The sequence below is a fragment of the Bacillus sp. B.PNR1 genome (genome assembly GCF_030386235.1).
GTDB classification, from domain to species: Bacteria; Bacillota; Bacilli; order Bacillales; family Bacillaceae; genus Bacillus; species Bacillus stercoris.
Genome location: NZ_JANYMN010000003.1, coordinates 178,224 through 201,850 on the forward strand (window position 1 = coordinate 178,224; position 23,627 = coordinate 201,850).

Below are 23,627 nucleotides of genomic sequence, written 5' to 3' on the forward strand. Positions count from 1 at the left end.
GGCAGCCAACTTCCCCGGCCTGTTTCATCAGAGCTTTCTTAAACGCGCACAGATTTCATCAGTGACCTCAGCCATTGTGCTTTGCCCCCCAATGTCGCGTGTTTTGATGCCGTCGGCAGTTACTTGCTCCATTACATCCAGAATTTTCGCCCCCAGTTCTTCCTCCTCGAAGTGGTCCAGCATCAGCTTCGCTGTCCAAATCTGGCCGATTGGATTGGCAAGGCCCTGTCCGGCAATGTCAGGAGCTGAGCCGTGAACCGGTTCAAACATGGATGGATATTTGCCGGATGGATTGATGTTCGCAGAAGGCGCAATGCCGATGCTTCCCATCAGGCTCGAGCTGATGTCGGTTAAAATATCACCGAACAAGTTACTCGCCACAATAACATCAAACGTTTCCGGACGCGTCACAAAAAAAGCGGCCAGCGCATCAATATGCTGGGATGACGTTTCAATTCCGCTATACTCAGCGGCCGTCTGCTGAAAGACTTCATCCCAAAACGGCATCGCGTGATAAATGCCGTTAGACTTTGTCGCACTTGTCACATGGCCGCGCCGTTTTTTCGCCAATTCGAAGGCAAAGCGCATGACACGTTCTGTCGCTTTTCTCGTAAACACGGCATTCTGGATGGCGATTTCATCATCGCCTCTGTGAATGCGCCCGCCGACTTCACTGTATTCACCCTCACTGTTCTCGCGAATCACCACAAGGTCAAAATCATTTGGATGCAAAAGCGGCGACGTAATGCCCGCCATTTGTTTGGCTGGCCTCATATTAATGGAAAGCTCAAGCTCCCTCCGTATTTTCAGCAGCAGCCCCCATAACGAAATATGATCGGGAACCAGCTTCGGATTTCCGACGGCTCCCAAGAAAATGGCTTCAAATTGAGTAAGCGTATGTATTCCATCTTCGGGCATCATTTTGCCGTGCTCCAAGTAATAATCACAGCTCCATGGAAAAGCCGTGAATGAGAATGACAAACCCCCGTGCACCTCAGCCGCTGTATGAAGCACTTTTTCAGCAGCCGCTACAACCTCTTTTCCTACTCCGTCTCCCGGTATTGCCGCAATCTCGAATTGTTTCATCGTCATTCTCCTCCCCCTGTTATCGTAAGCGTTTTCTATTATACTAGATAGCGAGATTGTAAAAAAAGCCCGTGACATTGTGTCACGGGTGGTGATTGGTTATTGATTGAGTTTCTTTAAAACAATGGCGTGCAGCGGTTCGTGGGACTGAATGCCGCACACCTCTTGCAGTACGCCGCTGTATCCTTTTTCTTCGATCAGCGCCTGCAGTTCAACCGCTTCAGGGTCACCGGTGAAATCGAAGCGCAGGGCTGCGGCAATTCCTTCCGCCAGTGCGTTCGGCTCTTTTATTTTCTTTGCCGGGCCTACGAGTCTATCATTCTCTCCCAATTTTCTGAGAGGCGATCTCGCTACGCGGGTCACATCGTCCGAAATGAAAGGATTTTCAAAGCGCCCGATGATTTTTTTGATATATTGTTCGTGTTCAGTTTGCTTAAAGCCATACGATTTAACGAGATAGTCACCAGTTTCAAGCAGCGCCGAATGAACGACACGGCGGATTTCCGGATGATCAATTGCTTCTTTGACTGTTTTCAATCCGCGCTGATAGCCGACATACGCTGTCACCGCGTGTCCGGTATTGACCGTAAACAGCTTCCGTTCGATGTACGGCGTTAAATCATCAACAAACAGCGCGCCGTTTATGACTGGTGTTTTCCCTTTAAAGCCTGATTCATCAATGACCCATTCGAAAAATGGTTCAACCGATACTTTCAGCGGGTCTTCATGATGCTGAATCGGCACGATCCGGTCAACGGCAGAATTCGGGAAACCTACCGTTTCACTGACGGATTCCTGCTCTGCTTCCGTTAAATGGCTGTATATCTCTTTCTTTAAGAAGCTGCTTCCGCCAATCATATTTTCGCACGCAATGATATTCAGTGTGTTGGCAGCGTTTCTCTGTCTTAAACCTTCTGCGATAGATGGAGCAATCAGCTTCAGCACATTCGGGCCGACAGCTGTTGTGATGAGCGAAGCCTCATTAATCAGCCGGTACAGCTCCTCCGGCTGGCTGCCGCTGTTAATCGCGCTGACCGGGCCAATGACCTCTGATGAACGTCCTTCTTCTGCCAGTTCGACTGTGTATTCTTTTTTTTCATTGAGGAGGCTGACCATCGTGTCGTTTACATCCGCAAACACCACATCATAGCCAGAGTGGTGAAGCAGCGCGCCGATAAACCCTCTCCCGATATTTCCCGCACCGAAATGTAAAGCGATCATGTCAGTTCACCTCGGTGAAAATGGCGATCAAATCTTCTTCACTTTTAGCGGAGATCAGGCGTTCAATGTTTTCTTCTTCTGAGCAGATAATGGCGATGTTAGACAAAATGTCTAAATGCTCATTATTTTTACCCGCAATGCCGAATATCACTTTTGCCGTGTTGCCTTCTCCGTACTCAACACCGTCTGGAATCTGAATGATTGAGATTCCAGAGTGAAGCACCTCGCTTTTCGCTTCTTCTGTGCCGTGTGGAATGGCAATGAAATTCCCCATAAACGTAGAAGACGTTTCTTCACGTTCAAACATTTTGCTAATGTAATCCTCTGTCACATAGCCGTTGTCAATCAGCGTCTGGCCTGCCAATTTGATGGCCTCATCTTTTGATGATACCGTTTGATTGAGTTTAATATTTTCCTTTGCGAGTACTTGCATGAGTATCACTCTCTTTCTATAAGATTACTTTTTCAGCTTTTCAATCAGCTCATCGTATTTCGGGCTGTTTAAGAAGTTATCCACTGATATGTGTGTCGCGTTCGGCAGCTTTGCTTTCGCGCGGTCTGTTAAATCTTTGTGGGTGATGACAATATCCGCATCGCTTGGCAGATTGTTAATGGCCGTGTTGGTCACACTAATGTCAAGCTCTGCTTTTTTCACTTTGTTTCTTAAGATGGAAGCCCCCATGGCACTTGATCCCATTCCCGCATCACACGCAAAGATAATTTTGTTTACGCTTTCAGAAGACAGCTCAGACGCTTCCTCCGCTTTGGTTTGTTCCGCCTCTAAAGCAGCGGCTGCTTGGCTTTTCTTCCCCTTCATGGACTGCATTTTTTCTGTTGCGGCAGCCAGGTCTTCTTCACTTGCTTTTGAGGATTTCAGGATCACTGCTGATACGATGAACGATACAGCTGCAGCGACCAATACACCCGCCAATACGCCGAAATAGCCTCCTCTTGGCGTCATCGCCATCAATGCGATAATGCTTCCCGGTGACGCCGCTGCGACAAGTCCGGCATTAAAGATCGTGAACGTTAAAAGTCCGCTTGCTCCGCCGGCAATGGCTGCGAGAATCAGGGCCGGTTTCATCAAAATGTACGGGAAATAAATCTCGTGAATCCCGCCGAAGAAATGGATGATCGCCGCACCGGGAGCCGTTGATTTTGAAGATCCCTTACCGAAGAACATGTACGCCAGCAAAATGCCGAGCCCCGGTCCAGGGTTTGCTTCCACTAAAAACAAAATGGATTTTCCTGTTTGAGATGCTTGCTCGATTCCGATCGGGCTTAAGATTCCATGGTTAATGGCGTTGTTGAGGAACAACACTTTCGCCGGTTCTACAAAAACACTGGCTACCGGCAGTAAATTCGCGTGTACAATAACTTCCACACCAGCCGCCAGCAATTTGTTTAGTGTCAGGACAACCGGGCCGATGGCGTAAAACGCGAGAATCGTTAAAGCCGCGCCGACAATCCCTGCTGTAAAGTTGTTGATCAGCATTTCAAAGCCTTGTCTGACTTTATCCTTGAACAATTTATCAGTTTGTTTAATGAGGTATCCGCCAAGCGGCCCCATAATCATTGCGCCTAGAAACATTGGAATATCTGACCCGACAATCACCCCGATTGCCGCTGTCGCCCCGACGACTCCGCCGCGGTGGTCGTAAATCATTTTTCCGCCTGTATACGCTATCAAAAGCGGCAGTAAATACGTGATCATCGGGCTGACAAGCGTATTCAGCTGTTCATTTGGAAACCATCCTGCCGGAATAAACAACGCGGTAATGATGCCCCACGCGATAAACGCGCCGATGTTCGGCATGATCATTCCGCTCAAATAACTCCCAAAGCGCTGCACTTTCACTTTCATGCCGCCTTGCTGCTGTTCTTGCTGCTGCATATATAAACCCTCCCTGTTTTGTTTGTCGCTATAAGATACAAAGATATGTTTAGAGAATGATGCCTTCCCTTTGACTCTATGTTAAAACGCTTACAGCCCCTATACAATTGAAAGTAAAGAGGACTTTGGCACATGACTGTGACAATTTTTTAAAAATAAAAAGGCTCCTGATATCAGGAGCCTTTTCTTTTTCCTCTATAAATAATGTTGCCGTTTTGAATCACGTACTTTGCAATCATCCGCTCACTCACAATAAAAACGGGATACGCGCACACAAGCGCAAATACAGCCATCGGCACGTGCTGTACAGCTGGCAGCACTGAGCCTGCCGCATTGCGGAGGAGCATCAAAAGATAAATAAGCAGCACGATAGCCGCTAATGATACCAGCATAATCGGAGCTGAAACTTTATATTCATAAAGCCGTTCCCGGCAGTGGCCGCAGCGAAATTGACAAGGCACATTTGATGATCTGACCATATCGCCTGTCAAAGGTTTGCCGCAGTTCGGGCATGGTGTTTCTTTCATAGGGTATTCCTCACTTTCTATTCCATCTGTCTATTATACCAGAGTCCCTTCTGTTACGTTTTGTTGCTGTTCAACACATTTTCACATTTTTTATCATCAGCTTACTTGTCTCCGTCTCTAAAATCCTCTACGCTTAAATAGATCTTAATGAAGAGGGTGTATGAATGCTTCCGATTAATAGACAGCAACACATACTAAAGTGGCTGAAAGAAGAAGGCTCGCTTAGAATTTCTGACATCAGCGCAAGGTTCGGCGTTTCGGAAATGACGGTATATAGAGATGTCAATCAGCTGGTTCAGTCAAATCAAGTCATCAAAACAGCCGGCGGTATCACGCTTCCCGTCCGAACACCTCAAACAGATCATATGTGCAGCTATTGCTTGAAGCCCGTCAATCAAGCTCATTCGGTTCAGCTGATTACGGTAAACCAAGACATTGAACAGCTATGCTGCGCACATTGTGCATTTTTGCGTTACGCCGATAAAACGGAAGAGGTTTCACACTTGATTTGCAGAGATTTTCTGTTACACACAACCGTCAGTGCCGGTTCGGCTTATTTTGTCGTAAATGCTGAATTGAACCTGCACTGCTGCCAGCCGCAGGCCATTCCGTTTGCGACGCTTGACCATGCCGAACGATTTCAAAAAGGATTCGGCGGCGCCGTCCGTACTTTCGACCAAGCGCTGGAAGACATGCTCAAAGACAGAAAGAAACGCTGCACCTGCACCAAGAAATAACACAACACATACAGCGGAAGGTGGTGTCTGAGTGATGAAGCGAAACAGATGGTGGATCATTCTGCTGCTTTTTCTTGTTTTCCTGCCGAAAACAAGCTTTGCTCACGCCTATATTGTCAAATCCTCACCTGGGGAAAACAGCGAATTAAAAAACGCGCCTGCACAGGTGGAGATTGAATTTAATGAACCTGTTGAAGAAGGATTTCATTACATTAAAGTCTATAATTCAAACGGCGACCGGGTGGATATGGACAAGACGGAAATCAAAAAAGACAACAATCACATCATGACAGCGAAGCTAAAAAAGAATCTGCCTCATGATGTGTACAGAGCGGAATGGAATGCGGTATCCGCGGACGGGCATCCGGTTTCCGGCGTCATTCCGTTCAGTATCGGGAAAGCGGATGGCGGATTCAGCAGCCAAAAAGCATCCGTTTCAGCGCTGAATCCGGGAACAGCCGCAGATCGCGCGATTCTGTATACAGCCTTATCTCTGTTTATCGGAACGGTTTTCTTCCATCTTTTCTGGTATAAAGGGAAACCAGAAAAGCTCGTGAAACGGACGAGACGTATCCTGATCGTCTCGATCGCAGCACTGGGTCTGGCGCTTTTGCTTCAGCTTCCGATTCAAACAAAAGCGAACGCAGGCGGTGGCTGGGGCAGCGCATTCCAGCCGGGCTACATCAGAGAAACACTGTTTGAGACAGCAGGCGGCTCTATTTGGATTATACAGGCCGCACTGTTCGTGCTGCTCGCACTGTCTGTAATCCCTGCAATACGGAAAAACCGCTTTTCATCTTTTGGCTATTGGACTGCGCCGCTCATTTTCTTTTTCGGTCTCCTGCTTGCCAAGGCGTTTACAGGACATGCGGCTGTCGTTGAAGAAAAAACAGTGGGCATTTTGATGGATTTCCTTCATTTATCTTCCGCTTCCATCTGGGTCGGCGGAATCGCGGCACTCGTTTTGCTGCTCTCAAAAGAATGGAGGCAGCCTGACAAAACGCTCGCATGGGAAACGGTAAGCCGGTTCTCCCCATGGGCACTCACTGCAGTCGGCGTCATTTTGTTTTCAGGCTTACTCAATGGATTTTTCATCATTCGTTCAATGGATTCACTGTTCCATACAGCGTATGGCCAAGCACTTTTAGTGAAAAGCGGGCTGTTTGTTTTCATGCTGGTTTTAGGCGCGATTCATTTTCTTCTCACCAGAAAGCAGCGCCGCACAGGAATCAGCCGAACGTTGAAAGCGGAGTGGGCAATCGGCATTGCTGTATTGATCACAGCTGCTGTGTTTACAAGCCTGCCAAGCCCGCCTGAGCCGCAGCCGGAACCGTTCTACCAAACCAAAGCGATTGAGAACGGACAAAGCGTTTCACTCAGCATCAGCCCAAACCAGCCCGGGAAAAATGTTTTTGAGCTGCGAGTCACCGACCATAACGGAGATCCGGTGAAAAACATCCAGCAAATCACGTTAACCATTTATAAAACAGGGCTGTCAGGCAGCGAAAACAAAAGCACGTTTCAATTAAAAGAGAAAACAAAAGGCGTCTTCCAGGATGAAAACCTGTCCATTAATGAGAAGGGAAACTGGAAGATCAAAGTCCACGGACTGACCGGTGACTTTAACGAAATCAATATCATGTTTACAAAGACCAATTAAAGGAGTGTTTACGTTGTTGAAAAAAATCGCATTGACACTATGTCCGGCTATTGTCGGCTCTCTCTTATTCTTTACGGCTCCTGCCAGCGCGCATGTTTCTGTAAAACCGGCTGAATCTGCTGCAGGCTCTTGGGAAACGTATACAATGAAGGTTCCTTCCGAGAAAAATCAACCGACAACGAAGGTTGTCCTCAAAATGCCGAAGGATGTTGAATTCCAGCAGTACGAGCCAATTCCAGGCTGGAAGGTTTCCACCCAAAAACATGATGACAAATCAGTGTCCGTGACGTGGGAAGCGACTGGCGGCGGTATTCAGGAAGGACAGTTCCAGCAGTTTACCTTTGTTGCAAAAAACCCTGACAAAGCGGAGGAAGCCGCTTGGGACGCATATCAATATTATAAGGACAGCAGCATTGTTGAATGGACAGGTGACGAGAATGCCGATACACCTCACTCCATTACAAAGATCACTTCTGCAAAACAAGTGACAGATGAGCACGGCGCCACGAAAACAGAAGATGATTCTGAAAACGCAGGTTCTTCAGCTCTAGACATTACAGCGATTGTGCTGTCCGCGGCTGCCATTATTTTATCTGTAGCAGCGCTTGTTAAGAAAAAACGCGCCTAATAAAAAAAGCGATCCAGATGTCATGTCTGGGTCGCTTTTTATGTTTAACCGCGGCCTGCCTGGAAAGAAGGATATTTCGTCATTCCGCCGTCTGCAAACAGCGTAATGCCTGTGACGTAGCTGGATTCCTTCGAAGCAAGCCACACCGCTACTGCTGCGATTTCCTCCGGTTCGCCGATATATCCCATCGGAATCATGCTTTCTACATCCGCTTTCTGTTTAGGGTCAGCGAATTTTTCAGCATTGATTGGCGTGTTGATCGCACCTGGCCCGATATTGTTGACGCGAATGCCCTTCGGCGCGTATTCCAAAGCCAACGTTTCAGACATCAGCTTAATTCCGCCTTTACTAGCTGCATAGTGGACAAATAACGGCCACGGAATCATCTCATGCACACTGGACATATTGATGACATTTCCCTTGATATCGTTTTCCACGAAGTACTTAATCGCTTCACGGCTTCCTAAAAAGGCACCCGTTAAGTTCGTGCCGATGACTTTTTCCCAATCCTTAAGCGGCATTTCGTGAGACGGCACAGGATTTTCAAGCCCGGCATTATTAATCATAATATCGAGTGTGCCGAACTCTTTAATTGCCGTTTGCACGATATTTTTTACATCTTCCTCTTTCGTGACATCTCCTTGGGCGACAACAGCTTCACCGCCTGCCTTGATGACCTCTTCTTTTACCTCGTTTGGATCCTGTTTATCACTATAATAGTTGATAACCACTTTTGCCTGCTCCTTGCCGAAGCGGATGGCCATTGCCTTTCCAAGCCCTGATGCAGCTCCTGTAATGGCAACGACTTTTCCTTTTAAATCCGGATACATATACATCTTCCTCCATTTGTTATGAATTTGATTTCGCGATACCCAAGAAGACGGCGGCCGCAATAATCAGGATAATCCCGATTGCAATTGCTATTAGCTGACGTTTCGTTTTCTTTTCACGCAGGATGAAAATACCCCCGAGCGTAGAAATGACAATTCCCATTTGTGAAAGGGAGAAGCTCGTTGCAACGCCAACTCGCGGCTGAGAAATAAACAAAAACATATTTCCGCCTGCCCAGATTAAGCCTGGGAGAATATTTCTGATTGCATACTTGTTAAAGGGTTTGTGTCTATAGGTTAAAACTAACCCCCCGACCACCATGCCAATTGCCTGCGGCAGCAGCGCGGACCAGCCGGACACATTGAACAATCTAGCCACGACTACATAAACCAAATAACCAAGAGTCGAAACAAGGAGAATCAAAATGCCCTTTTTCAAATTGCTTGGCTCGCCTTCTTTTTTATCATTCTTATCTTCCAAGGACGTGAGAATGATTCCCACAATGATAAAGATCAAAGCGAGAACGCCGAGCGTAATCGCAATCGGTGTTGACCATTCGCGGAACACGATCACACCGAACAGCGAGGTGGAAACGAGCTGCATTCCTGTGGAAATCGGCATTGTTTTAGATACGCCCATCAATTGAATGCTTTTCAGCTGGTTGGCCTGTCCAAGTGACCAAAATAAGCCGGATACGATTCCAACAATAAAGATGCGAAGTGACAGAACGGGCTGAACAAAAAAGTAAATAACGATAGAAACTATGAGCGCCCCGATCGTCGTTCCCAGTGTCTGGCTGTACGGCCCGCCGCCTAATTTCACATTGAAGAGAACAATGCTCCCCCAAAACAAAGCTGGGAGAAGAGCCAATAATAAATCCATTGTTGGGGAACCTTCTTTCAAAATGTATTTGCTGTTATTTTGGCTGGAATTGTTGTGATTATTCGCCGGAACACAAAAAGAGCTGCCGGAAAATCCGGCAGCTCTCAGGAGCTTGCATTCTTTTACAAACCGATGGACAAATATTTTGTTTCAAGGTACGGCTCGATGCCTTCCGAACCGCCTTCACGGCCAATGCCGCTTTCTTTCATTCCGCCGAATGGCGCTTGAACCGCTGATGGTCCGCCGTCATTCCAGCCGATAATGCCATACTCTAGATTTTCGGAAATATAGATGCCGCGGCGGTAGTTTTCTGTGAAGAAGTAAGCAGCTAAGCCGTACGGTGTATCGTTGGCAAGCTGAATCGCTTCATCAATATCAGAAAACGTGACGATCGGGGCGACTGGGCCGAACGTTTCCTCATGCATGATATTCATGGACGTATCAACATCGGTAAGCACTGTCGGATTCACAAAGTAGCAACCTTTGTCATCGTTTCGGTCATATGTGCCCCCAGCAATCACTTTCGCGCCTTTTTCAACCGCATCATCAATTTGGCTGACGATTTTTTCAAAGCCTCTTTTGTTGATGATCGGGCCGACATTGACGCCTTCTTCAAGTCCATTTCCGACTTTCAGCTTAGACACTTGCTCGCTCAGTTTCGCAGCAAATTCATCTTTGATGGATTCATGAACGATCAGGCGGTTGGCACATACGCATGTTTGCCCGGCGTTCCGGTATTTGGACGCCATCGCCTGTTCAACGGCAAGGTCAATGTCCGCATCTTCATCTACGATCAGCGGGGCGTGTCCGCCGAGTTCCATTGAAACGTGTTTCACAGTGTCCGCGCTGTTTTTCATGAGGATTTTCCCTACTGGTGTTGATCCTGTGAACGTGATTTTGCGGATTTTCGGACTGCTTGTGAACACATTTCCGATTTCTTCTCCATCGCCGATCACAACCTGAAGAACATCCTTCGGAATGCCCGCTTCATATGCGAGGCGCGCCAGTTCATAAGCAGACAGCGGTGTGTCCGGCGCCGGCTTGATGATAAATGTACAGCCCGCAGCAAGAGCAGGCGCCGCTTTGCGTGTAATCATCGCATTCGGAAAATTCCAAGGCGTGATAGCGGCAACGGGACCGACGGGCTGGCGTGTGACCACAATTCGTTTACCCGTTGTCGGAGCGGGGACCGTTCTTCCGTACACACGCTTCGCTTCCTCTGCGAACCATTCAATATAGCCTGCGCCGTATAGTACCTCTCCGACTGCTTCCTGATAGGGTTTTCCGTTTTCCTTTGTAATTAAATCTGCAAGTTCTTCTTTATGTTCAACAATCAGCTCATACCATTTTTTCAAAAGAGACGCTCTTTCGTTCGCTGATGTTTTAGACCACGTTTTAAACGCTTGATGTGAACGTTCAATGGCTTCTTCTACTTCTTTGGCTGATTGCTGAGGGATCGTTTTGATCTCCTCGCCCGTAGCCGGGTTGTAGACCTTTAATTGATCTGGCATATTGAACATTCCTTTCTTTTCATGATTACTTAAAATGATAGCAGACCCGGCCGTTTTCTTTCCAATGATTAAGCTCGCAGGCCCGCCTCCAGGATGCTTAGCCCTTCATTTAAAAGGCTGTCTGAGATGACAAGCGGTGTCAAAAAGCGGATGATATTACCGTTAATTCCCGCTGTCAGCAAAAGTAATCCATTTTGATTCGCATAGGCAGCAATCGCTGCTGCTTTTGCTTTATCAGGCTCACGCGTGTCAGGATCCTTGACGATTTCGATTGCCGCCATCGCCCCGAGTCTGCGGATGTCACCGATGAACGGGAATTCTTGTTTCCACTCATACGCCTTGCCTTCAATGGTTTTTCCAATTTCTTCAGATCGCTCATTCAGCCCTTCTTCTTCAATAATATCCAAGACAGCCAAAGCCGCCGCGCAGCCGAGCGGGCTGCCGGCATACGTGCCCCCTAGCTCGCCTGGCGCTGCCGCATCTAGCATTTCCGCACGGCCGATCACACCGCTTAATGGCAGGCCAGCCGCAAGCGATTTAGACACCGTGATCAGGTCAGGCACTACATCAAAGTGCTCAATCGCAAAATAAGTGCCAGTTCTGGCAAAGCCGGTTTGAATTTCATCAGCAACAAAAACAATGCCGTGTTCTTTACAGAATGAAGCAACATGCTGCACAAAGCGTTTCGAAGGAATAATAAATCCGCCTTCTCCCTGCACCGGCTCCATCACGACACACGCTACGTTTTCAGGCGCAACGGAAGCAACAAAGAAATCATTGAATGCTTGAATGACCATATCGTCATAGCTTTCATTATTCATGCCAGCCGGCTTCTGATAATAGTAAGGGAACGGCGCTTGATAAACCTCTGACGCAAAAGGCCCGAAACCGAATTTATAAGGTTTTACCTTGCTTGTCATGCTCATCGTCATATTCGTACGCCCGTGAAACCCGCGGGTAAACGAGACAACCCCTTGACGTTTTGTATACTTTCTGGCGATTTTCACAGCGTTTTCGACCGCTTCCGCTCCTGAGTTAAGAAAAATCGCTTTTTTCTCGTGATCGCCCGGTGCAATGCCGCACAGTTTTTCGGCTAATTCGATATAAGACGGATACATCATGACATTGAAGCCTGGATGAATCAGCTCCTCCGCCTGCCGCTTCACAGCCTCAACCACCTTCGGATGAGAGTGACCGACGTTTAACGTTCCGATGGCGCCTGCAAAATCAATAAATCTCCGGCCGTCCAGATCGTACAGCTCAGCCCCTTCTCCTTTGACCGCCAGACTGCGGTTGCCGTTGCTCACACCTTTTGACACAAATTGATCCCGTTTTTGCTGCCATTGTGCAGTTGTGATGCTTGCTGTTGTTTGACTCATGTGAATATCCCCCTGTCGGTATTTTCTTATCATTCTGACTTCTCTTTGGTATGATGAAAAGTACCAATTATAACTTTTGGATGGTATCAGAAGGAGAATCTGCAAATGGATATCACGATTACACTCGATCGTTCAGAACAAGCTGATTATATCTATCAGCAAATTTATCAAAAGCTGAAAAAAGAAATCCTCAGCCACAATTTGCTGCCACACTCGAAGGTTCCCTCCAAGCGGGAGCTGGCTGTAAATCTGAAGGTCAGCGTAAATTCAGTGAATTCAGCCTATCAGCAGCTGCTGGCTGAGGGGTATTTGTACGCCATTGAGCGAAAGGGTTTCTTCGTGGAGGAGCTAGACATGTTTTCCGCCGAGGAGCTTACTCCATATGCACTGCCCGATGACCTGAAAGAGATTCACATTGATCAGAGCGATTGGATTTCGTTTTCACACATGAGCTCCGATACAGACCATTTTCCGATCAAAAGCTGGTTTCGCTGCGAGCAAAAAGCGGCCTCCCGCTCATACCGCACGCTCGGCGAGATGTCGCATCCGCAAGGGATATATGAAGTAAGAGCGGCCATTACCAGGCTCATTTCTCTGACGCGGGGTGTAAAATGCAGGCCGGAACAAATAATCATAGGGGCAGGCACACAGGTGCTCATGCAGCTGTTGACTGAGCTTTTGCCCAAGGAAGCCGTGTATGCGATGGAGGAGCCTGGCTACAGGCGCATGTACCAGCTTTTGAGGAATGCCGGAAAACAAGTAAAAACGATCATGCTGGATGAAAAAGGAATGTCGATTGCTGAAATCACCAGACAGCAGCCTGATGTGCTGGTGACGACCCCGTCGCATCAGTTTCCGTCCGGAACGATTATGCCTGTATCCAGAAGAATTCAGCTGCTGAACTGGGCAGCCGGGAAGCCGCGCCGATACATCATTGAGGACGATTATGATAGTGAATTCACATATGATGTAGACAGTATACCGGCACTGCAAAGCTTAGATCGTTTTCAAAATGTCATCTATATGGGAACCTTTTCGAAGTCCCTTCTCCCCGGCTTGAGGATCAGCTATATGGTGTTGCCGCCTGAGCTGTTGAGGACATACAAACAGCGGGGCTATGATCTGCAGACTTGCTCATCACTGACGCAGCTCACCCTGCAGGAATTTATCGAGTCTGGTGAATACCAGAAGCATATAAAAAAAATGAAGCAGCATTATAAAGAAAAGAGAGAACGCCTGATCACCGCTTTAGAAGCAGGGTTCAGCGGAGCAGTTACCGTTAAAGGAGCAAATGCGGGGCTGCACTTTGTTACCGAATTTGATACCAGCCGCACCGAACAAGACATCCTCTCACATGCCGCCGGCCTGCAGCTTGAAATATTCGGAATGAGCCGGTTTAACTTGAAGAAAAACCAGCGGCAAACAGGCAGGACAGCACTCATTATCGGCTTTGCCCGGCTGAAGGAAGAGGATATTCAGGAGGGTGTGCAGCGGCTTTTCAAAGCTGTTTACGGACATAAAAAAATCCCCGTTACAGGGGATTGATTCACCAGCGGTCCTGGTCTACATTCAGCACGGCTTCAAGCAGGCCCGGAAATGCCTTTTCAAGGTCTTCAGCGCGAAGCGAGTAATACCGGCGCTTTCCTTCTATCCGAACTTGCGCGATGCCTGATTCTCTCAAAACTTTAAAGTGATGCGACAAAGTCGATTTAGCAACCTGCACATCCGCACAGGTGCTGCACGTTTTTTCTTTCGCTTCAGCTAATTGCTTGACCAGCTCTAAACGAAGCGGATCGCTAAGTGCATGAAGAACCTTTGTCAGCTGCAATGTTTCTGTTTCTGGATGGTTTGGAATGTTCATGACACAAATGTATCACACAACAATTAGAATGACAATTTTACTAATTAAGGGTTTTTCCTTTACCTCATGTAGAATACATGGTACAGTTAGTTCGATGAAATTCGAACAATAAATTCAGCATAACGATGGAGGAGATTAGAATGATCGTATTACAAGCTTACATGAAAGTAAAACCAGAAAAACGCGAGGAATTTTTGAGCGAGGCGCAATCGCTTGTTCAGCATTCAAGAGCTGAGGAAGGCAACGCGCAGTACGACCTATTTGAAAAAGTAGGCGAAGAAAATACATTTGTCATGCTTGAACAATGGAAAGGTGAAGCAGCGATGAAATCCCACAATGAAACTGCACACTTCCAAGGGTTTGTCGCAAAAGCAAAAGAACTGCTGAGCGCTCCTCTTGATGTTGTCCGCACAGAGCTTAGCGAGTAAAGAAAGGGTGTCTCATATGAATGAAGTGATTAAATCATTAACAGACCACCGCTCGATTCGCAGCTACACAGATGAACCTGTAGCTCAAGAGCAATTGAACCAAATCATTGAAGCGGTGCAAGCAGCCCCTTCTTCTATCAACGGGCAGCAAGTGACTGTGATCACAGTGCAGGATAAAGAGCGCAAAAAGAAAATCTCTGAGCTGGCAGGCGGCCAGCCATGGATCGATCAAGCCCCTGTTTTCCTGCTGTTCTGCGCAGATTTCAACCGGGCCAAAATCGCGCTTGAAGATCTGCATGATTTCAAAATGGAAATCACAAATGGATTGGAATCTGTTCTTGTCGGGGCAGTAGACGCTGGTATTGCCCTCGGCACAGCGACAGCAGCCGCTGAGTCACTCGGACTTGGCACAGTTCCGATCGGCGCGGTTCGCGGAAACCCTCAAGAGCTGATCGAACTGCTTGAGCTTCCGAAATACGTGTTCCCTTTATCAGGACTTGTCATTGGGCATCCTGCTGACCGTTCCGCGAAAAAACCGCGCCTTCCTCAGGCAGCAGTCAATCATCAGGAAACTTATTTGAACCAGGATGAGCTGACGTCTCACATTCAGGCATACGACGAACAGATGTCTGAATACATGAATAAACGGACAAACGGAAAAGAAACAAGAAACTGGTCACAGAGCATCGCTTCCTACTATGAGCGCCTGTACTATCCGCATATCCGTGAAATGCTTGAAAAACAAGGATTTAAGGTTGAAAAATAAGCCTTCACCCGGCCTGTCGGATTTTCCGGCAGGCCTTTCATTTACCCGGTTAAAATCCATTGACTTCTAATTTGTTTATTTGGTAAAATTTTTTCATTGTTACTCATTGGTTTTCTGTGAACCAATGGGTTTTCTAATGCTCAAGAAAGAAGGAAGCCATGAGATGCTTGATAAAAAAACAGATATCTTGTTAGCCGCGCGAAAGCTTTTTTCGGAAAAGGATTTTACGTCGGTTTCCATGCAGGCGATCGCAGAAGAATGTAAGATGTCAAAAGCTTCGATATATAAGCTGTTTCAATCTAAAGAAGACCTGCTTTTGGAGCTGCTGTCATTTAACCAGAAGCAAATGGTGGCCGCGGCCTCAAGACTTCAGGAAAATACCGCACTTACACCGGAGGAGCGTTTGACGCAAAAGGTCAAAATGGAACTGGAGGGCTTCAGGCGGAATCAGCAGTTTTTCAATATGCTGACCTACGGAAATCCCAAGCTGCATAATGACCGGGTCAAACAGCATATCCATCAGACCAGATCGACGATTATCTGCTGGCACCGTGATTCGCTGATCCAGGCGTATGGAGAAACCATTCTCCCGTTTGTGTGGGATTTGGTCATCATTCTTCACGGCATGATGCGTGAGTTTTTAATGCTGATCAAAATTGAGGAAAAACCGCTTGAGCTTGACCCGATCGCAGCGTTTATCATCAGCACCCTCAATCAGATTGTCAAAAACAGGGAAACCCATCAGTCTCTTCTTCCGCCCGAAGCCATCGAGCTTTATATTCATTCAGCATCCTCCTACAAGCCAAAGGATAAGTCAGTCCTATTATCGGAAAGCCTGAAGGAATTACATAAAGGCATCTCTTCCCTGCCCGCCGCGGACTATGACGTAGATGAACTGACATCCGCAGCCGCCATGCTGGAGCAAGAAGCGAAGAAGGAAGAACCCCGCGCTTTTTTACTCAAATCACTGATTGGCTATCTGGAACAAACCGGTGTTTTAACACAGCCCGTTTCCATGTTAAAAACACTGTTAATCACTTAGAGAAAAGAAGGGATATGTATTGGACACAAGTATTAAACCGAAACCTTTTAACCGTTCTGTCATTGTCGGCATTTTGTTAGCCGGAGCGTTTGTGGCGATTTTAAATCAAACATTGTTGATTACCGCCCTCCCCCATATCATGAGGGATTTCAATGTCGATGCCAACCAAGCACAGTGGCTGACCACGTCATTTATGTTAACCAACGGGATCTTAATTCCGATCACTGCGTTTTTAATTGAGAAATTCACAAGCCGGGCGCTGCTCATCACAGCAATGAGCATTTTCACTGCCGGAACGATTGTCGGAGCATTCGCACCGAACTTCCCGATTCTGCTGACGGCTCGTATCATTCAAGCGGCCGGAGCCGGCATTATGATGCCGCTCATGCAGACTGTATTCCTGACAATCTTTCCGATTGAAAAGCGCGGCCAGGCTATGGGTATGGTTGGATTGGTCATCTCATTTGCGCCTGCGATCGGACCGACTCTTTCCGGATGGGCTGTCGAAGCTTTCTCTTGGAGATCATTGTTTTATATTATTCTTCCGTTTGCTGTGATTGATTTGATTCTTGCCAGCATCCTGATGAAAAACGTGACGACTTTAAGAAAAACACAGATTGATATTTTATCAGTCATCCTTTCAACATTTGGGTTCGGCGGCCTTCTGTACGGCTTCTCAAGCGTCGGCTCTTACGGCTGGTCCAGTTCAACCGTCTTGATTTCACTGCTGGTGGGTGTCATCGCGCTGCTCTTATTTATCACAAGACAAATGAAGCTTGAAAAACCGATGCTGGAATTCCGCGTCTTCACGTTTGGCGTTTTCAGCTTAACAACACTGCTGGGAACCCTTGTCTTTGCATTATTGATCGGTACGGAAACCATTCTGCCGCTTTATACACAAAACGTCAGAGACGTCACAGCTTTTGATACAGGGCTTATGCTTCTGCCGGGAGCCGTTGTGATGGGCTTCATGTCGCCGATTATCGGCAGAGTTTTTGACCGTGTCGGCGGAAGAGGGCTGGCGATTGCCGGTTTCTGCATCATCTTCCTGACATCACTGCCGTTTATGCAGCTGACTGATCATACGTCACTCGCTTGGATTGTCGTTTTATACACCGTTCGTCTCTTAGGCACCGCCATGATCATGATGCCGGTGACAACAGCCGGCATCAATGCGCTGCCGCGCCACCTGATTCCGCACGGAACGGCGATGAACAACACGATTCGCCAAGTCGGCGGCTCGATCGGAACCGCGCTATTGGTTTCCGTGATGAGCAACCAGGCGGCACATGCAGGCACGACAAATGTAAAGCACGCCGCCCTGCACGGCATGAACGCCGCTTTTATTGTGGCTGCCGTCATAGCACTTGTCGGCTTCCTTCTCTCATTCACACTAAAGAAACCTCAGCGCCCTGCCGAACAGCAGCCGGCACGCTGATCAACATAAAAAGAGCCCCGCTGATTTAGCGGAGGCTCTTTTTGGTTTTACTTTTCTAAACCGTCTTTCACTTCTTTAATCATTTGCGCCATAGACTCAAGACCGCCTCCTGATAAGTACCAAGTAGCAGAATCAAGGTAGACGACATGATCATTTTTCACTGCGTTTACGTTTTTCACATAATCGTTTTCAACGACTTGTTTTGTAGATGATGTTTCACCGATCGCTGTACCGCGGTCAATGACAAACAGGTAATCAGGGTTTGTTTTTGAAATGTACTCGTATGAAACGCTTTGTCCGTGAGTAGACGCTTTGATGTTTTTATCAGCCGGTGTCACGCCGAACACGTCATGGATCAGGCCGTATCTTGATTTAGGGCCGAATGCGCTGATCTTCCCGTCGTTCGCCATAATCACTAGACCGTTTTTGTTAAGCTTTTCAGCCGTTTTCTTTACATCTGCGATTGAATCATCGATTTTTGCGAGTTCATCTTTCACTTCGTCTTCTTTATCGAAAATCTTACCGATTGTTTCCGCGTCTGATTTAAATGATTCCATATACTTCGCTGTGTCTACGCCAAGGTAAATCGTCGGCGCGATTTCAGAGAATTCTTTGTAAGACTCAGATTGTCTTCCTGAAATAATGATCAGGTCAGGGTCTAAATCTGCCACCTTCTCGAAGTCTGGCTCTTTTAGGCTTCCGACATCAGCATATTTGTCATCTTTGAACTTGGACAGATATTTAGGAAGGGCTTGTTTCGGCAGGCCCGCTACTTTATCATCAAGTCCTAGTTTATCTAATGTATCTAAGCTTCCAAAGTCAAATACGACAACTTTTTTAGGGTTCTTCGGTACTTTTGTGCCGTTTTTGTCCAGCTGGTGTTTCACCGTGATTTGTTCTTTCTTTGAATCAGAACCTTTGCTGCTTGTGCTTTGGTTTCCGCATGCAGAAATGACAACTGCCGTCACCAAAGCGATGAATAGTAATGCGAACTTTTTCATGCTCTTCACCTCTTCTATATATTAAGAAAAATAGACACCTATTCTTTGATGATCAATCGTCTGAATCGGGATGGTCATATCGTAGATTTCCTCAAGCACAGAGGTTTCTATTATTTCTTCAGGCGGCCCCTCTTTTACGATGCGGCCGTTTTTCAAAGCTACGATATAGTCCGAATAGACAGAAGCAAAATTGATATCGTGAATGACGATGACGATCGTTTTTCCAAGCTCCTTTACCAGCCGTTTCAGCAGTTTCATAATTTCAACTGAATGTTTCATATCCAGATTGTTCAGCGGCTCATCCAGAAAGATATAATCGGTGTCCTGGGCAATGACCATGGCGATAAATGCCCTTTGGCATTGTCCGCCGCTTAGCTGGTCGAGGTATTTGTCCTGAATGTCTTCCAGCTTCATATAGCTGAGCGCCTGGTTGATATGAACCCAGTCTTCCTCAGTCAGCCGGCCCTGTGAGTACGGAAACCTGCCAAAACTGACGAGGTCTTTGATCGTGAGCCTGATATTGATTTGGTTCGCCTGCTTCAAAATGCTCATTTTCTTGGCAAGCTCTTTGCTGTCGCATGATCCAATCTCTTGTCCGTCTATGTAAATCTCGCCGGAATCCTTTTTGATCAGGCGGCTCATGATAGACAGCAGCGTACTTTTGCCGGCGCCGTTAGGACCGATAAACGAGGTGATTTTGCCCTTTTGAATCGTGACTGACGTCTCTTCAAGGACAACTTTCCCGCCATATTGTTTGCTTACATTTTTGACCTCTACCATGATTTATTCTCCTTTAACAGCAAGTAGATAAAATAAATCCCGCCGGCAAAATTAATAATGACGCTCAGCGTCGTTGAGAAGGTAAACACTTTCTCAACCACAAACTGCCCTCCGACCAGCGCAATGATGCTGATGAAAACGGAGCCTGCGATTAAGTATGAATGCTTATAGGTTTTCAGGAATTCTCTCGCCAGGTTGACGACAAGAAGGCCTAAAAACATAATCGGCCCGACTAGCGCTGTTGACACAGAAACCAAAATCGCAACCACGATCAGCATCTGCTTCACCACTTTGTCGTAGTCAATGCCCAAATTCACGGCGTGCTCGCGTCCGAGCGACAGCACATCGAAAAACTTTGTAAAACGCCAGACATAAGCGCCTGTCAGCAGGAAGATGATGAACGCGAGCCATAACAAATCTGTATTGATGTTGTTAAAGCTGGCAAACATCTTGTCCTGCACCACTTGGAACTCATTCGGATCAATCAGCATCTGCATAAAGGAAGACAGGCTGCTGAACAGCGTGCCAAACACGATACCGATAAGCAGAAGGAAAAAGATATTTCTCCCCTCACCCTTGAACATGATCTGATATAAAACAAGAGAAAACAGTATCATCAGAAGAATAGAGATGATAAAGTTGATGTTTTTATTCATAATGACCATATTCGCAGAACCGAACAGAAAGATAATGCCGGTCTGAATCAGCATGTAGAGAGAATCGAGGCCCAAGATGCCCGGCGTCAGGATGCGGTTGTTCGTAATCGTTTGAAAGATCATCGTCGAAAACGCAATCGCTCCCCCCGTCAGCACAATGGCGGCGACCTTTTTGATTCGTCTCGGCAGAGTGTAATCCCAATTGCCTAAGTCATAAAACAGAAACAAGCCAATACATACAATGGCTAAACCAACGAGCAACGCCATTTTCATCTGGTTACGCATACGCTTTTCTCCTTAACAGCATAAACAGGAAAATGCCGCTGCCGATGATTCCGACCATCAGGCCAATCGAGATTTCATAAGGGAAGATAATGACTCTGCCCAATATATCGCAAAACAGCACAAAAACCGCTCCCAATAGCGCAGTATGCGGCAGGCTGCTCTTCAGATTGTCTCCTCTGTAAATCGATACAATATTCGGGATGATTAAACCGAGAAACGGCAGCATACCGACAGTCAAAATGACAAGAGACGTGATCAGGGACACGATAATGAGCCCGATGTTCACTACCCTTTTGTACTTTAGGCCGAGATTGACAGAAAAGCTTTCTCCCATACCGGCCAATGTGAATTTATCCGCATACACATAGGCAATGATAACGAGCGGAATACTCAGATAAAGAAGCTCGTATCTCCCTTTCACGACTAAGGAGAAGTCTCCCTGAAGCCATGATGACACGTTCTGGATCAAGTCATATTTATACGCGATAAAAGTCGCGATTGAACTGACGATATTCCCGAGCATTAAACCGACAAGCGGAATAAAGATGGTGTCGTTAAACTTGATTCTTTCAAGGATTTTCATAAACAGGAAGTTGCCTGCTAGGGCAAAGACAAACGCGACCAGCATTTTGATTAAAGGACTGGCGGATGTAAACAGCAGCAAGGAAATTAAAATGCCGAGCCGAGCCCAATCCATCGTGCCCGCCGTCGTCGGTGACACGAATTTGTTTCTGCTGATCTGCTGCATAATCAAGCCGCAGATGCTCATGCTTAAGCCCGCGATGACAATACTGATTAATCGCGGCAAACGGCTTGCAAACAGCGTTGACGCCTCTTGTTTGCTTAAATCGAAAAGATCAAGCGGCGACAGATCTTCTACGCCGATAAATACAGATGTGACGGCTAATATGATAAGTAGAATAAATAAATAACGTAGCTTCATGCTGCCTCCTTACATCCTTACAGCAAAAAGAACGTATCTCCTACTCCGCAAGGACTCAAAACAATATGGCCATATAGTAATTGATTATCATTATCATTTACATATTACCATTTTTCTATGGTTAGTCAATATTCTTTAAAAATATTAACCTGGTCATTTATCAATTTTACTAATCATTCTAACCATTTTCCATCCCAAAACGTTAGGCTGTTTACCATATTTATCTTTTGAACGCCTGTTTACGGTCAGCAAACCTGACATCATTCCTCGTGGAAAATACAAATGTTCTTTCTGGGGAGAAATTATCCCTTGATTTACAGGACTGAAAGAGAGATAATAAATACTAAATTTGTGTGAAAATTTTAAACATTAGGAGATGTAAACATGAAGGTCGTTAAATTCGGAGGCAGCTCACTTGCTTCAGGCGCTCAGCTTGACAAGGTGTTTCACATCGTTACCTCAGATCCGGCACGGAAAGCTGTAGTCGTTTCAGCTCCGGGAAAACGCTATGCCGAGGATACGAAAGTGACTGATCTCTTAATCGCATGTGCGGAACAATATTTGGCATCAGGCAGCGCACCTGAACTGGCGGAAGCGGTTGTGGAACGGTACGCTCTCATCGCCAATGAGCTTCAGCTGGGGCAAAGCATTATCGATAAAATCAGAGATGATTTGTTTACGCTTTTAGAAGGAGACAAAAGCAATCCCGAGCAATATCTTGACGCAGTTAAGGCCAGCGGGGAGGATAACAACGCCAAGCTGATCGCCGCTTATTTCCGCTATAAAGGCGTCAAAGCGGAATATGTCAACCCGAAGGATGCCGGCCTTTTTGTGACAAATGAACCCGGCAACGCGCAAGTTCTTCCTGAATCCTATCAAAACCTCTATCGTCTTCGGGAACGTGACGGACTCATTATTTTTCCCGGTTTTTTCGGATTCAGCAAGGATGGCGATGTGATCACATTCTCACGGAGCGGTTCTGATATTACCGGCTCGATTCTTGCCAACGGACTTCAAGCTGATTTGTACGAAAACTTTACAGACGTGGACGCTGTGTATTCTGTCAATCCGTCCTTCGTTGAAAATCCAAAGGAAATCAGTGAGCTGACATACAGAGAGATGCGGGAGCTGTCTTACGCCGGTTTTTCAGTGTTTCATGATGAAGCGCTCATTCCGGCATTTAGAGCGGGGATTCCTGTTCAGATCAAAAATACGAACAACCCCTCAGCCGGAGGCACCCGCGTCGTAAGCAAGCGGGATAACACGAACGGGCCTGTCGTCGGCATTGCCAGCGATACCGGTTTTTGCAGCATTTATATCAGCAAGTATTTAATGAACAGAGAAATCGGATTTGGCCGCAAAGCCCTTCAAATCCTGGAGGAGCACGGATTGACGTATGAGCATGTTCCATCGGGAATTGATGACATGACCATCATCTTGCGGGAGGGTCAAATGGATGCCGCCACTGAACGCAGCGTGATCAAACGGATCGAAAAGGATTTGCATGCCGACGAAGTCATTGTCGAGCATCATCTCGCACTGATTATGGTTGTAGGAGAAGCGATGCGCCACAATGTCGGTACAACAGCAAGAGCCGCCAAAGCATTATCAGAGGCTAAGGTGAATATCGAAATGATCAATCAGGGATCATCTGAAGTGAGCATGATGTTTGGCGTAAAAGAAGCCGAAGAAAGAAAAGCCGTTCAAGCGTTATACCAGGAATTTTTCGCGGGCGTGCTGATCTCTTAATCGTACATAAATAGCGGGCCGCAGCGCCCGCTATTTTTCATATAGCCGAATTGTTCATTTTTTTCTCTTGTCCACTATTATCCCTGCCAAACAGATCGGCTCAGCATATCTTATAGTATCCTTCATAGGGAGGTGAAACCTTATGTCAGGATACTCTACTGGCGGCGGTTACGGCATCAGTTCTTTCGCTTTAATCGTTGTATTGTTCATTCTTTTAATTATCGTAGGGACTGCGTTTGTTGGCGGCTACTAAGCTGCTGACCGTCTCTGCGGGGGCGCCGCAAGACTATGTCTTGCGGTGTTTTTTTGAAAAGAAAAACCC

The 23,627-nt window shown here is 46.8% G+C and carries 24 protein-coding genes; 10 read left to right on the forward strand and 14 right to left on the reverse strand.

All coding sequences use genetic code 11. The features are described from left to right. Positions 1 to 27: 27 nt before the first annotated feature. The 5 genes from NZD81_RS17685 to NZD81_RS17705 all read right to left on the reverse strand — a co-directional run bounded on the left by NZD81_RS17685 (position 28) and on the right by NZD81_RS17705 (position 4,728). A complete protein-coding gene (locus tag NZD81_RS17685; protein ID WP_082033069.1) occupies positions 28 to 1,092 on the reverse strand; it encodes a tartrate dehydrogenase in 1,065 nt (354 codons plus the stop codon). Positions 1,093 to 1,185: 93 nt separating this feature from the next. Next, the gene (locus tag NZD81_RS17690) at positions 1,186 to 2,307 is read right to left on the reverse strand and encodes a mannitol-1-phosphate 5-dehydrogenase (RefSeq protein ID WP_040084158.1); all 1,122 of its coding nucleotides are present in this window, start codon (positions 2,305 to 2,307) and stop codon (positions 1,186 to 1,188) included. Position 2,308: 1 nt separating this feature from the next. Continuing rightward, positions 2,309 to 2,740, reverse strand: coding sequence for a PTS mannitol transporter subunit IIA (locus tag NZD81_RS17695; protein WP_136654853.1), 432 nt, complete (start codon positions 2,738 to 2,740; stop codon positions 2,309 to 2,311). Positions 2,741 to 2,764: 24 nt separating this feature from the next. Further along, entirely contained in the window at positions 2,765 to 4,201 is a 1,437-nt protein-coding gene (locus NZD81_RS17700) for a PTS mannitol transporter subunit IIBC (protein WP_172640203.1), read from the reverse strand. A gap of 173 nt (positions 4,202 to 4,374) precedes the next feature. After that, a complete protein-coding gene (locus NZD81_RS17705; protein ID WP_003246726.1) occupies positions 4,375 to 4,728 on the reverse strand; it encodes a hypothetical protein in 354 nt (117 codons plus the stop codon). A gap of 164 nt (positions 4,729 to 4,892) precedes the next feature. Between NZD81_RS17705 and cutR the strand changes: the two genes are divergently transcribed. From cutR to NZD81_RS17720, 3 genes are read left to right on the forward strand one after another with little or no spacing between them, the layout of a single operon-like run. Beyond that, positions 4,893 to 5,465: a copper uptake transcriptional regulator CutR gene (gene cutR, locus NZD81_RS17710; RefSeq protein ID WP_014662788.1), complete on the forward strand. Its 573-nt coding sequence runs from the start codon at positions 4,893 to 4,895 to the stop codon at positions 5,463 to 5,465. 34 nt (positions 5,466 to 5,499) lie between these two features. Next, positions 5,500 to 7,125 (forward strand): copper transporter YcnJ, encoded by a 1,626-nt coding sequence (gene ycnJ, locus NZD81_RS17715; RefSeq protein WP_282374330.1) that lies wholly within the window; start codon positions 5,500 to 5,502, stop codon positions 7,123 to 7,125. A 13-nt stretch (positions 7,126 to 7,138) separates the two neighbouring features. After that, on the forward strand, positions 7,139 to 7,753 hold the full coding sequence (locus NZD81_RS17720; protein WP_014662786.1) for a YcnI family copper-binding membrane protein: 615 nt from the start codon (positions 7,139 to 7,141) through the stop codon (positions 7,751 to 7,753). 44 nt (positions 7,754 to 7,797) lie between these two features. Here the strand turns inward: NZD81_RS17720 and gdh are convergent, their stop codons facing one another. The 4 genes from gdh to gabT form a co-directional block, all read right to left on the reverse strand. Further along, positions 7,798 to 8,583, reverse strand: coding sequence for a glucose 1-dehydrogenase (gene gdh, locus NZD81_RS17725; RefSeq protein ID WP_040084163.1), 786 nt, complete (start codon positions 8,581 to 8,583; stop codon positions 7,798 to 7,800). Between the two features lie 19 nt (positions 8,584 to 8,602). Next, complete coding sequence (gene glcU, locus NZD81_RS17730) at positions 8,603 to 9,466, reverse strand: glucose uptake protein GlcU (protein WP_014662784.1); 864 nt, start codon at positions 9,464 to 9,466, stop codon at positions 8,603 to 8,605. Positions 9,467 to 9,588: 122 nt separating this feature from the next. Next, complete coding sequence (gabD, locus tag NZD81_RS17735; protein WP_014662783.1) at positions 9,589 to 10,977, reverse strand: succinate-semialdehyde dehydrogenase; 1,389 nt, start codon at positions 10,975 to 10,977, stop codon at positions 9,589 to 9,591. 68 nt (positions 10,978 to 11,045) lie between these two features. Next, positions 11,046 to 12,356, reverse strand: coding sequence for a 4-aminobutyrate--2-oxoglutarate transaminase (gene gabT, locus NZD81_RS17740; protein WP_069148956.1), 1,311 nt, complete (start codon positions 12,354 to 12,356; stop codon positions 11,046 to 11,048). Positions 12,357 to 12,461: 105 nt separating this feature from the next. Between gabT and gabR the strand changes: the two genes are divergently transcribed. Further along, a complete protein-coding gene (gene gabR / locus NZD81_RS17745; protein ID WP_014662781.1) occupies positions 12,462 to 13,901 on the forward strand; it encodes a MocR-like transcriptional regulator GabR in 1,440 nt (479 codons plus the stop codon). Position 13,902: 1 nt separating this feature from the next. Here gabR and NZD81_RS17750 read toward each other — a convergent pair whose 3' ends face one another. Continuing rightward, positions 13,903 to 14,217, reverse strand: coding sequence for an ArsR/SmtB family transcription factor (locus tag NZD81_RS17750; RefSeq protein ID WP_003234476.1), 315 nt, complete (start codon positions 14,215 to 14,217; stop codon positions 13,903 to 13,905). A gap of 140 nt (positions 14,218 to 14,357) precedes the next feature. Between NZD81_RS17750 and NZD81_RS17755 the strand changes: the two genes are divergently transcribed. The 4 genes from NZD81_RS17755 to NZD81_RS17770 all read left to right on the forward strand — a co-directional run bounded on the left by NZD81_RS17755 (position 14,358) and on the right by NZD81_RS17770 (position 17,891). After that, positions 14,358 to 14,645: a putative quinol monooxygenase gene (locus NZD81_RS17755; RefSeq protein ID WP_014662780.1), complete on the forward strand. Its 288-nt coding sequence runs from the start codon at positions 14,358 to 14,360 to the stop codon at positions 14,643 to 14,645. Between the two features lie 16 nt (positions 14,646 to 14,661). Beyond that, on the forward strand, positions 14,662 to 15,411 hold the full coding sequence (gene nfsA, locus NZD81_RS17760) for an oxygen-insensitive NADPH nitroreductase (protein ID WP_282373971.1): 750 nt from the start codon (positions 14,662 to 14,664) through the stop codon (positions 15,409 to 15,411). 163 nt (positions 15,412 to 15,574) lie between these two features. Next, entirely contained in the window at positions 15,575 to 16,453 is an 879-nt protein-coding gene (locus NZD81_RS17765; RefSeq protein ID WP_282373970.1) for a TetR/AcrR family transcriptional regulator, read from the forward strand. Positions 16,454 to 16,472: 19 nt separating this feature from the next. Further along, positions 16,473 to 17,891, forward strand: a complete 1,419-nt coding sequence (locus tag NZD81_RS17770) for an MDR family MFS transporter (protein WP_282373969.1) — start codon at positions 16,473 to 16,475, stop codon at positions 17,889 to 17,891. A gap of 47 nt (positions 17,892 to 17,938) precedes the next feature. Here NZD81_RS17770 and yclQ read toward each other — a convergent pair whose 3' ends face one another. Genes yclQ through yclN form a run of 4 tightly spaced genes read right to left on the reverse strand, consistent with a single transcriptional unit; the run spans position 17,939 to position 21,556 of the window. Continuing rightward, on the reverse strand, positions 17,939 to 18,892 hold the full coding sequence (gene yclQ / locus NZD81_RS17775) for a petrobactin ABC transporter substrate-binding protein YclQ (RefSeq protein WP_014662776.1): 954 nt from the start codon (positions 18,890 to 18,892) through the stop codon (positions 17,939 to 17,941). A 21-nt stretch (positions 18,893 to 18,913) separates the two neighbouring features. Then, the gene (gene yclP, locus NZD81_RS17780; RefSeq protein ID WP_014662775.1) at positions 18,914 to 19,672 is read right to left on the reverse strand and encodes a petrobactin ABC transporter ATP-binding protein YclP; all 759 of its coding nucleotides are present in this window, start codon (positions 19,670 to 19,672) and stop codon (positions 18,914 to 18,916) included. Beyond that, complete coding sequence (gene yclO, locus NZD81_RS17785; protein ID WP_282373968.1) at positions 19,666 to 20,613, reverse strand: petrobactin ABC transporter permease YclO; 948 nt, start codon at positions 20,611 to 20,613, stop codon at positions 19,666 to 19,668. Before yclO ends, yclP begins: the two co-directional genes overlap by 7 nt. After that, positions 20,606 to 21,556, reverse strand: coding sequence for a petrobactin ABC transporter permease YclN (gene yclN, locus NZD81_RS17790; protein WP_014662773.1), 951 nt, complete (start codon positions 21,554 to 21,556; stop codon positions 20,606 to 20,608). Before yclN ends, yclO begins: the two co-directional genes overlap by 8 nt. A 384-nt stretch (positions 21,557 to 21,940) precedes the next feature. Here yclN and NZD81_RS17795 point away from each other — a divergent pair, with 384 nt between their 5' ends. Together NZD81_RS17795 and NZD81_RS17800 are read left to right on the forward strand one after the other, a co-directional pair. Continuing rightward, on the forward strand, positions 21,941 to 23,305 hold the full coding sequence (locus NZD81_RS17795) for an aspartate kinase (protein WP_014662772.1): 1,365 nt from the start codon (positions 21,941 to 21,943) through the stop codon (positions 23,303 to 23,305). 142 nt (positions 23,306 to 23,447) lie between these two features. Further along, positions 23,448 to 23,558 carry a YjcZ family sporulation protein gene (locus NZD81_RS17800; protein WP_040084173.1) on the forward strand — a complete coding sequence of 37 codons (111 nt, stop codon included), beginning with the start codon at positions 23,448 to 23,450 and terminating at the stop codon, positions 23,556 to 23,558. Positions 23,559 to 23,627 lie beyond the last annotated feature (69 nt).

What these genes read in the sequence shown, in the direction of transcription:
- NZD81_RS17685 (WP_082033069.1), bottom strand. Translation starts at nt 1,092, where the DNA reads ATGACGATGAAACAATTCGAGATTGCGGCAATACCGGGAGACGGAGTA.
- NZD81_RS17690 (WP_040084158.1), bottom strand. Translation starts at nt 2,307, where the DNA reads ATGATCGCTTTACATTTCGGTGCGGGAAATATCGGGAGAGGGTTTATC.
- NZD81_RS17695 (WP_136654853.1), bottom strand. Translation starts at nt 2,740, where the DNA reads ATGCAAGTACTCGCAAAGGAAAATATTAAACTCAATCAAACGGTATCA.
- NZD81_RS17700 (WP_172640203.1), bottom strand. Translation starts at nt 4,201, where the DNA reads ATGCAGCAGCAAGAACAGCAGCAAGGCGGCATGAAAGTGAAAGTGCAG.
- NZD81_RS17705 (WP_003246726.1), bottom strand. Translation starts at nt 4,728, where the DNA reads ATGAAAGAAACACCATGCCCGAACTGCGGCAAACCTTTGACAGGCGAT.
- cutR (WP_014662788.1), top strand. Translation starts at nt 4,893, where the DNA reads ATGCTTCCGATTAATAGACAGCAACACATACTAAAGTGGCTGAAAGAA.
- ycnJ (WP_282374330.1), top strand. Translation starts at nt 5,500, where the DNA reads ATGAAGCGAAACAGATGGTGGATCATTCTGCTGCTTTTTCTTGTTTTC.
- gdh (WP_040084163.1), bottom strand. Translation starts at nt 8,583, where the DNA reads ATGTATCCGGATTTAAAAGGAAAAGTCGTTGCCATTACAGGAGCTGCA.
- glcU (WP_014662784.1), bottom strand. Translation starts at nt 9,466, where the DNA reads ATGGATTTATTATTGGCTCTTCTCCCAGCTTTGTTTTGGGGGAGCATT.
- gabD (WP_014662783.1), bottom strand. Translation starts at nt 10,977, where the DNA reads ATGCCAGATCAATTAAAGGTCTACAACCCGGCTACGGGCGAGGAGATC.
- gabT (WP_069148956.1), bottom strand. Translation starts at nt 12,356, where the DNA reads ATGAGTCAAACAACAGCAAGCATCACAACTGCACAATGGCAGCAAAAA.
- gabR (WP_014662781.1), top strand. Translation starts at nt 12,462, where the DNA reads ATGGATATCACGATTACACTCGATCGTTCAGAACAAGCTGATTATATC.
- NZD81_RS17750 (WP_003234476.1), bottom strand. Translation starts at nt 14,217, where the DNA reads ATGAACATTCCAAACCATCCAGAAACAGAAACATTGCAGCTGACAAAG.
- NZD81_RS17755 (WP_014662780.1), top strand. Translation starts at nt 14,358, where the DNA reads ATGATCGTATTACAAGCTTACATGAAAGTAAAACCAGAAAAACGCGAG.
- nfsA (WP_282373971.1), top strand. Translation starts at nt 14,662, where the DNA reads ATGAATGAAGTGATTAAATCATTAACAGACCACCGCTCGATTCGCAGC.
- NZD81_RS17765 (WP_282373970.1), top strand. Translation starts at nt 15,575, where the DNA reads ATGCTTGATAAAAAAACAGATATCTTGTTAGCCGCGCGAAAGCTTTTT.
- yclQ (WP_014662776.1), bottom strand. Translation starts at nt 18,892, where the DNA reads ATGAAAAAGTTCGCATTACTATTCATCGCTTTGGTGACGGCAGTTGTC.
- yclP (WP_014662775.1), bottom strand. Translation starts at nt 19,672, where the DNA reads ATGGTAGAGGTCAAAAATGTAAGCAAACAATATGGCGGGAAAGTTGTC.
- yclO (WP_282373968.1), bottom strand. Translation starts at nt 20,613, where the DNA reads ATGCGTAACCAGATGAAAATGGCGTTGCTCGTTGGTTTAGCCATTGTA.
- yclN (WP_014662773.1), bottom strand. Translation starts at nt 21,556, where the DNA reads ATGAAGCTACGTTATTTATTTATTCTACTTATCATATTAGCCGTCACA.
- NZD81_RS17795 (WP_014662772.1), top strand. Translation starts at nt 21,941, where the DNA reads ATGAAGGTCGTTAAATTCGGAGGCAGCTCACTTGCTTCAGGCGCTCAG.
- NZD81_RS17800 (WP_040084173.1), top strand. Translation starts at nt 23,448, where the DNA reads ATGTCAGGATACTCTACTGGCGGCGGTTACGGCATCAGTTCTTTCGCT.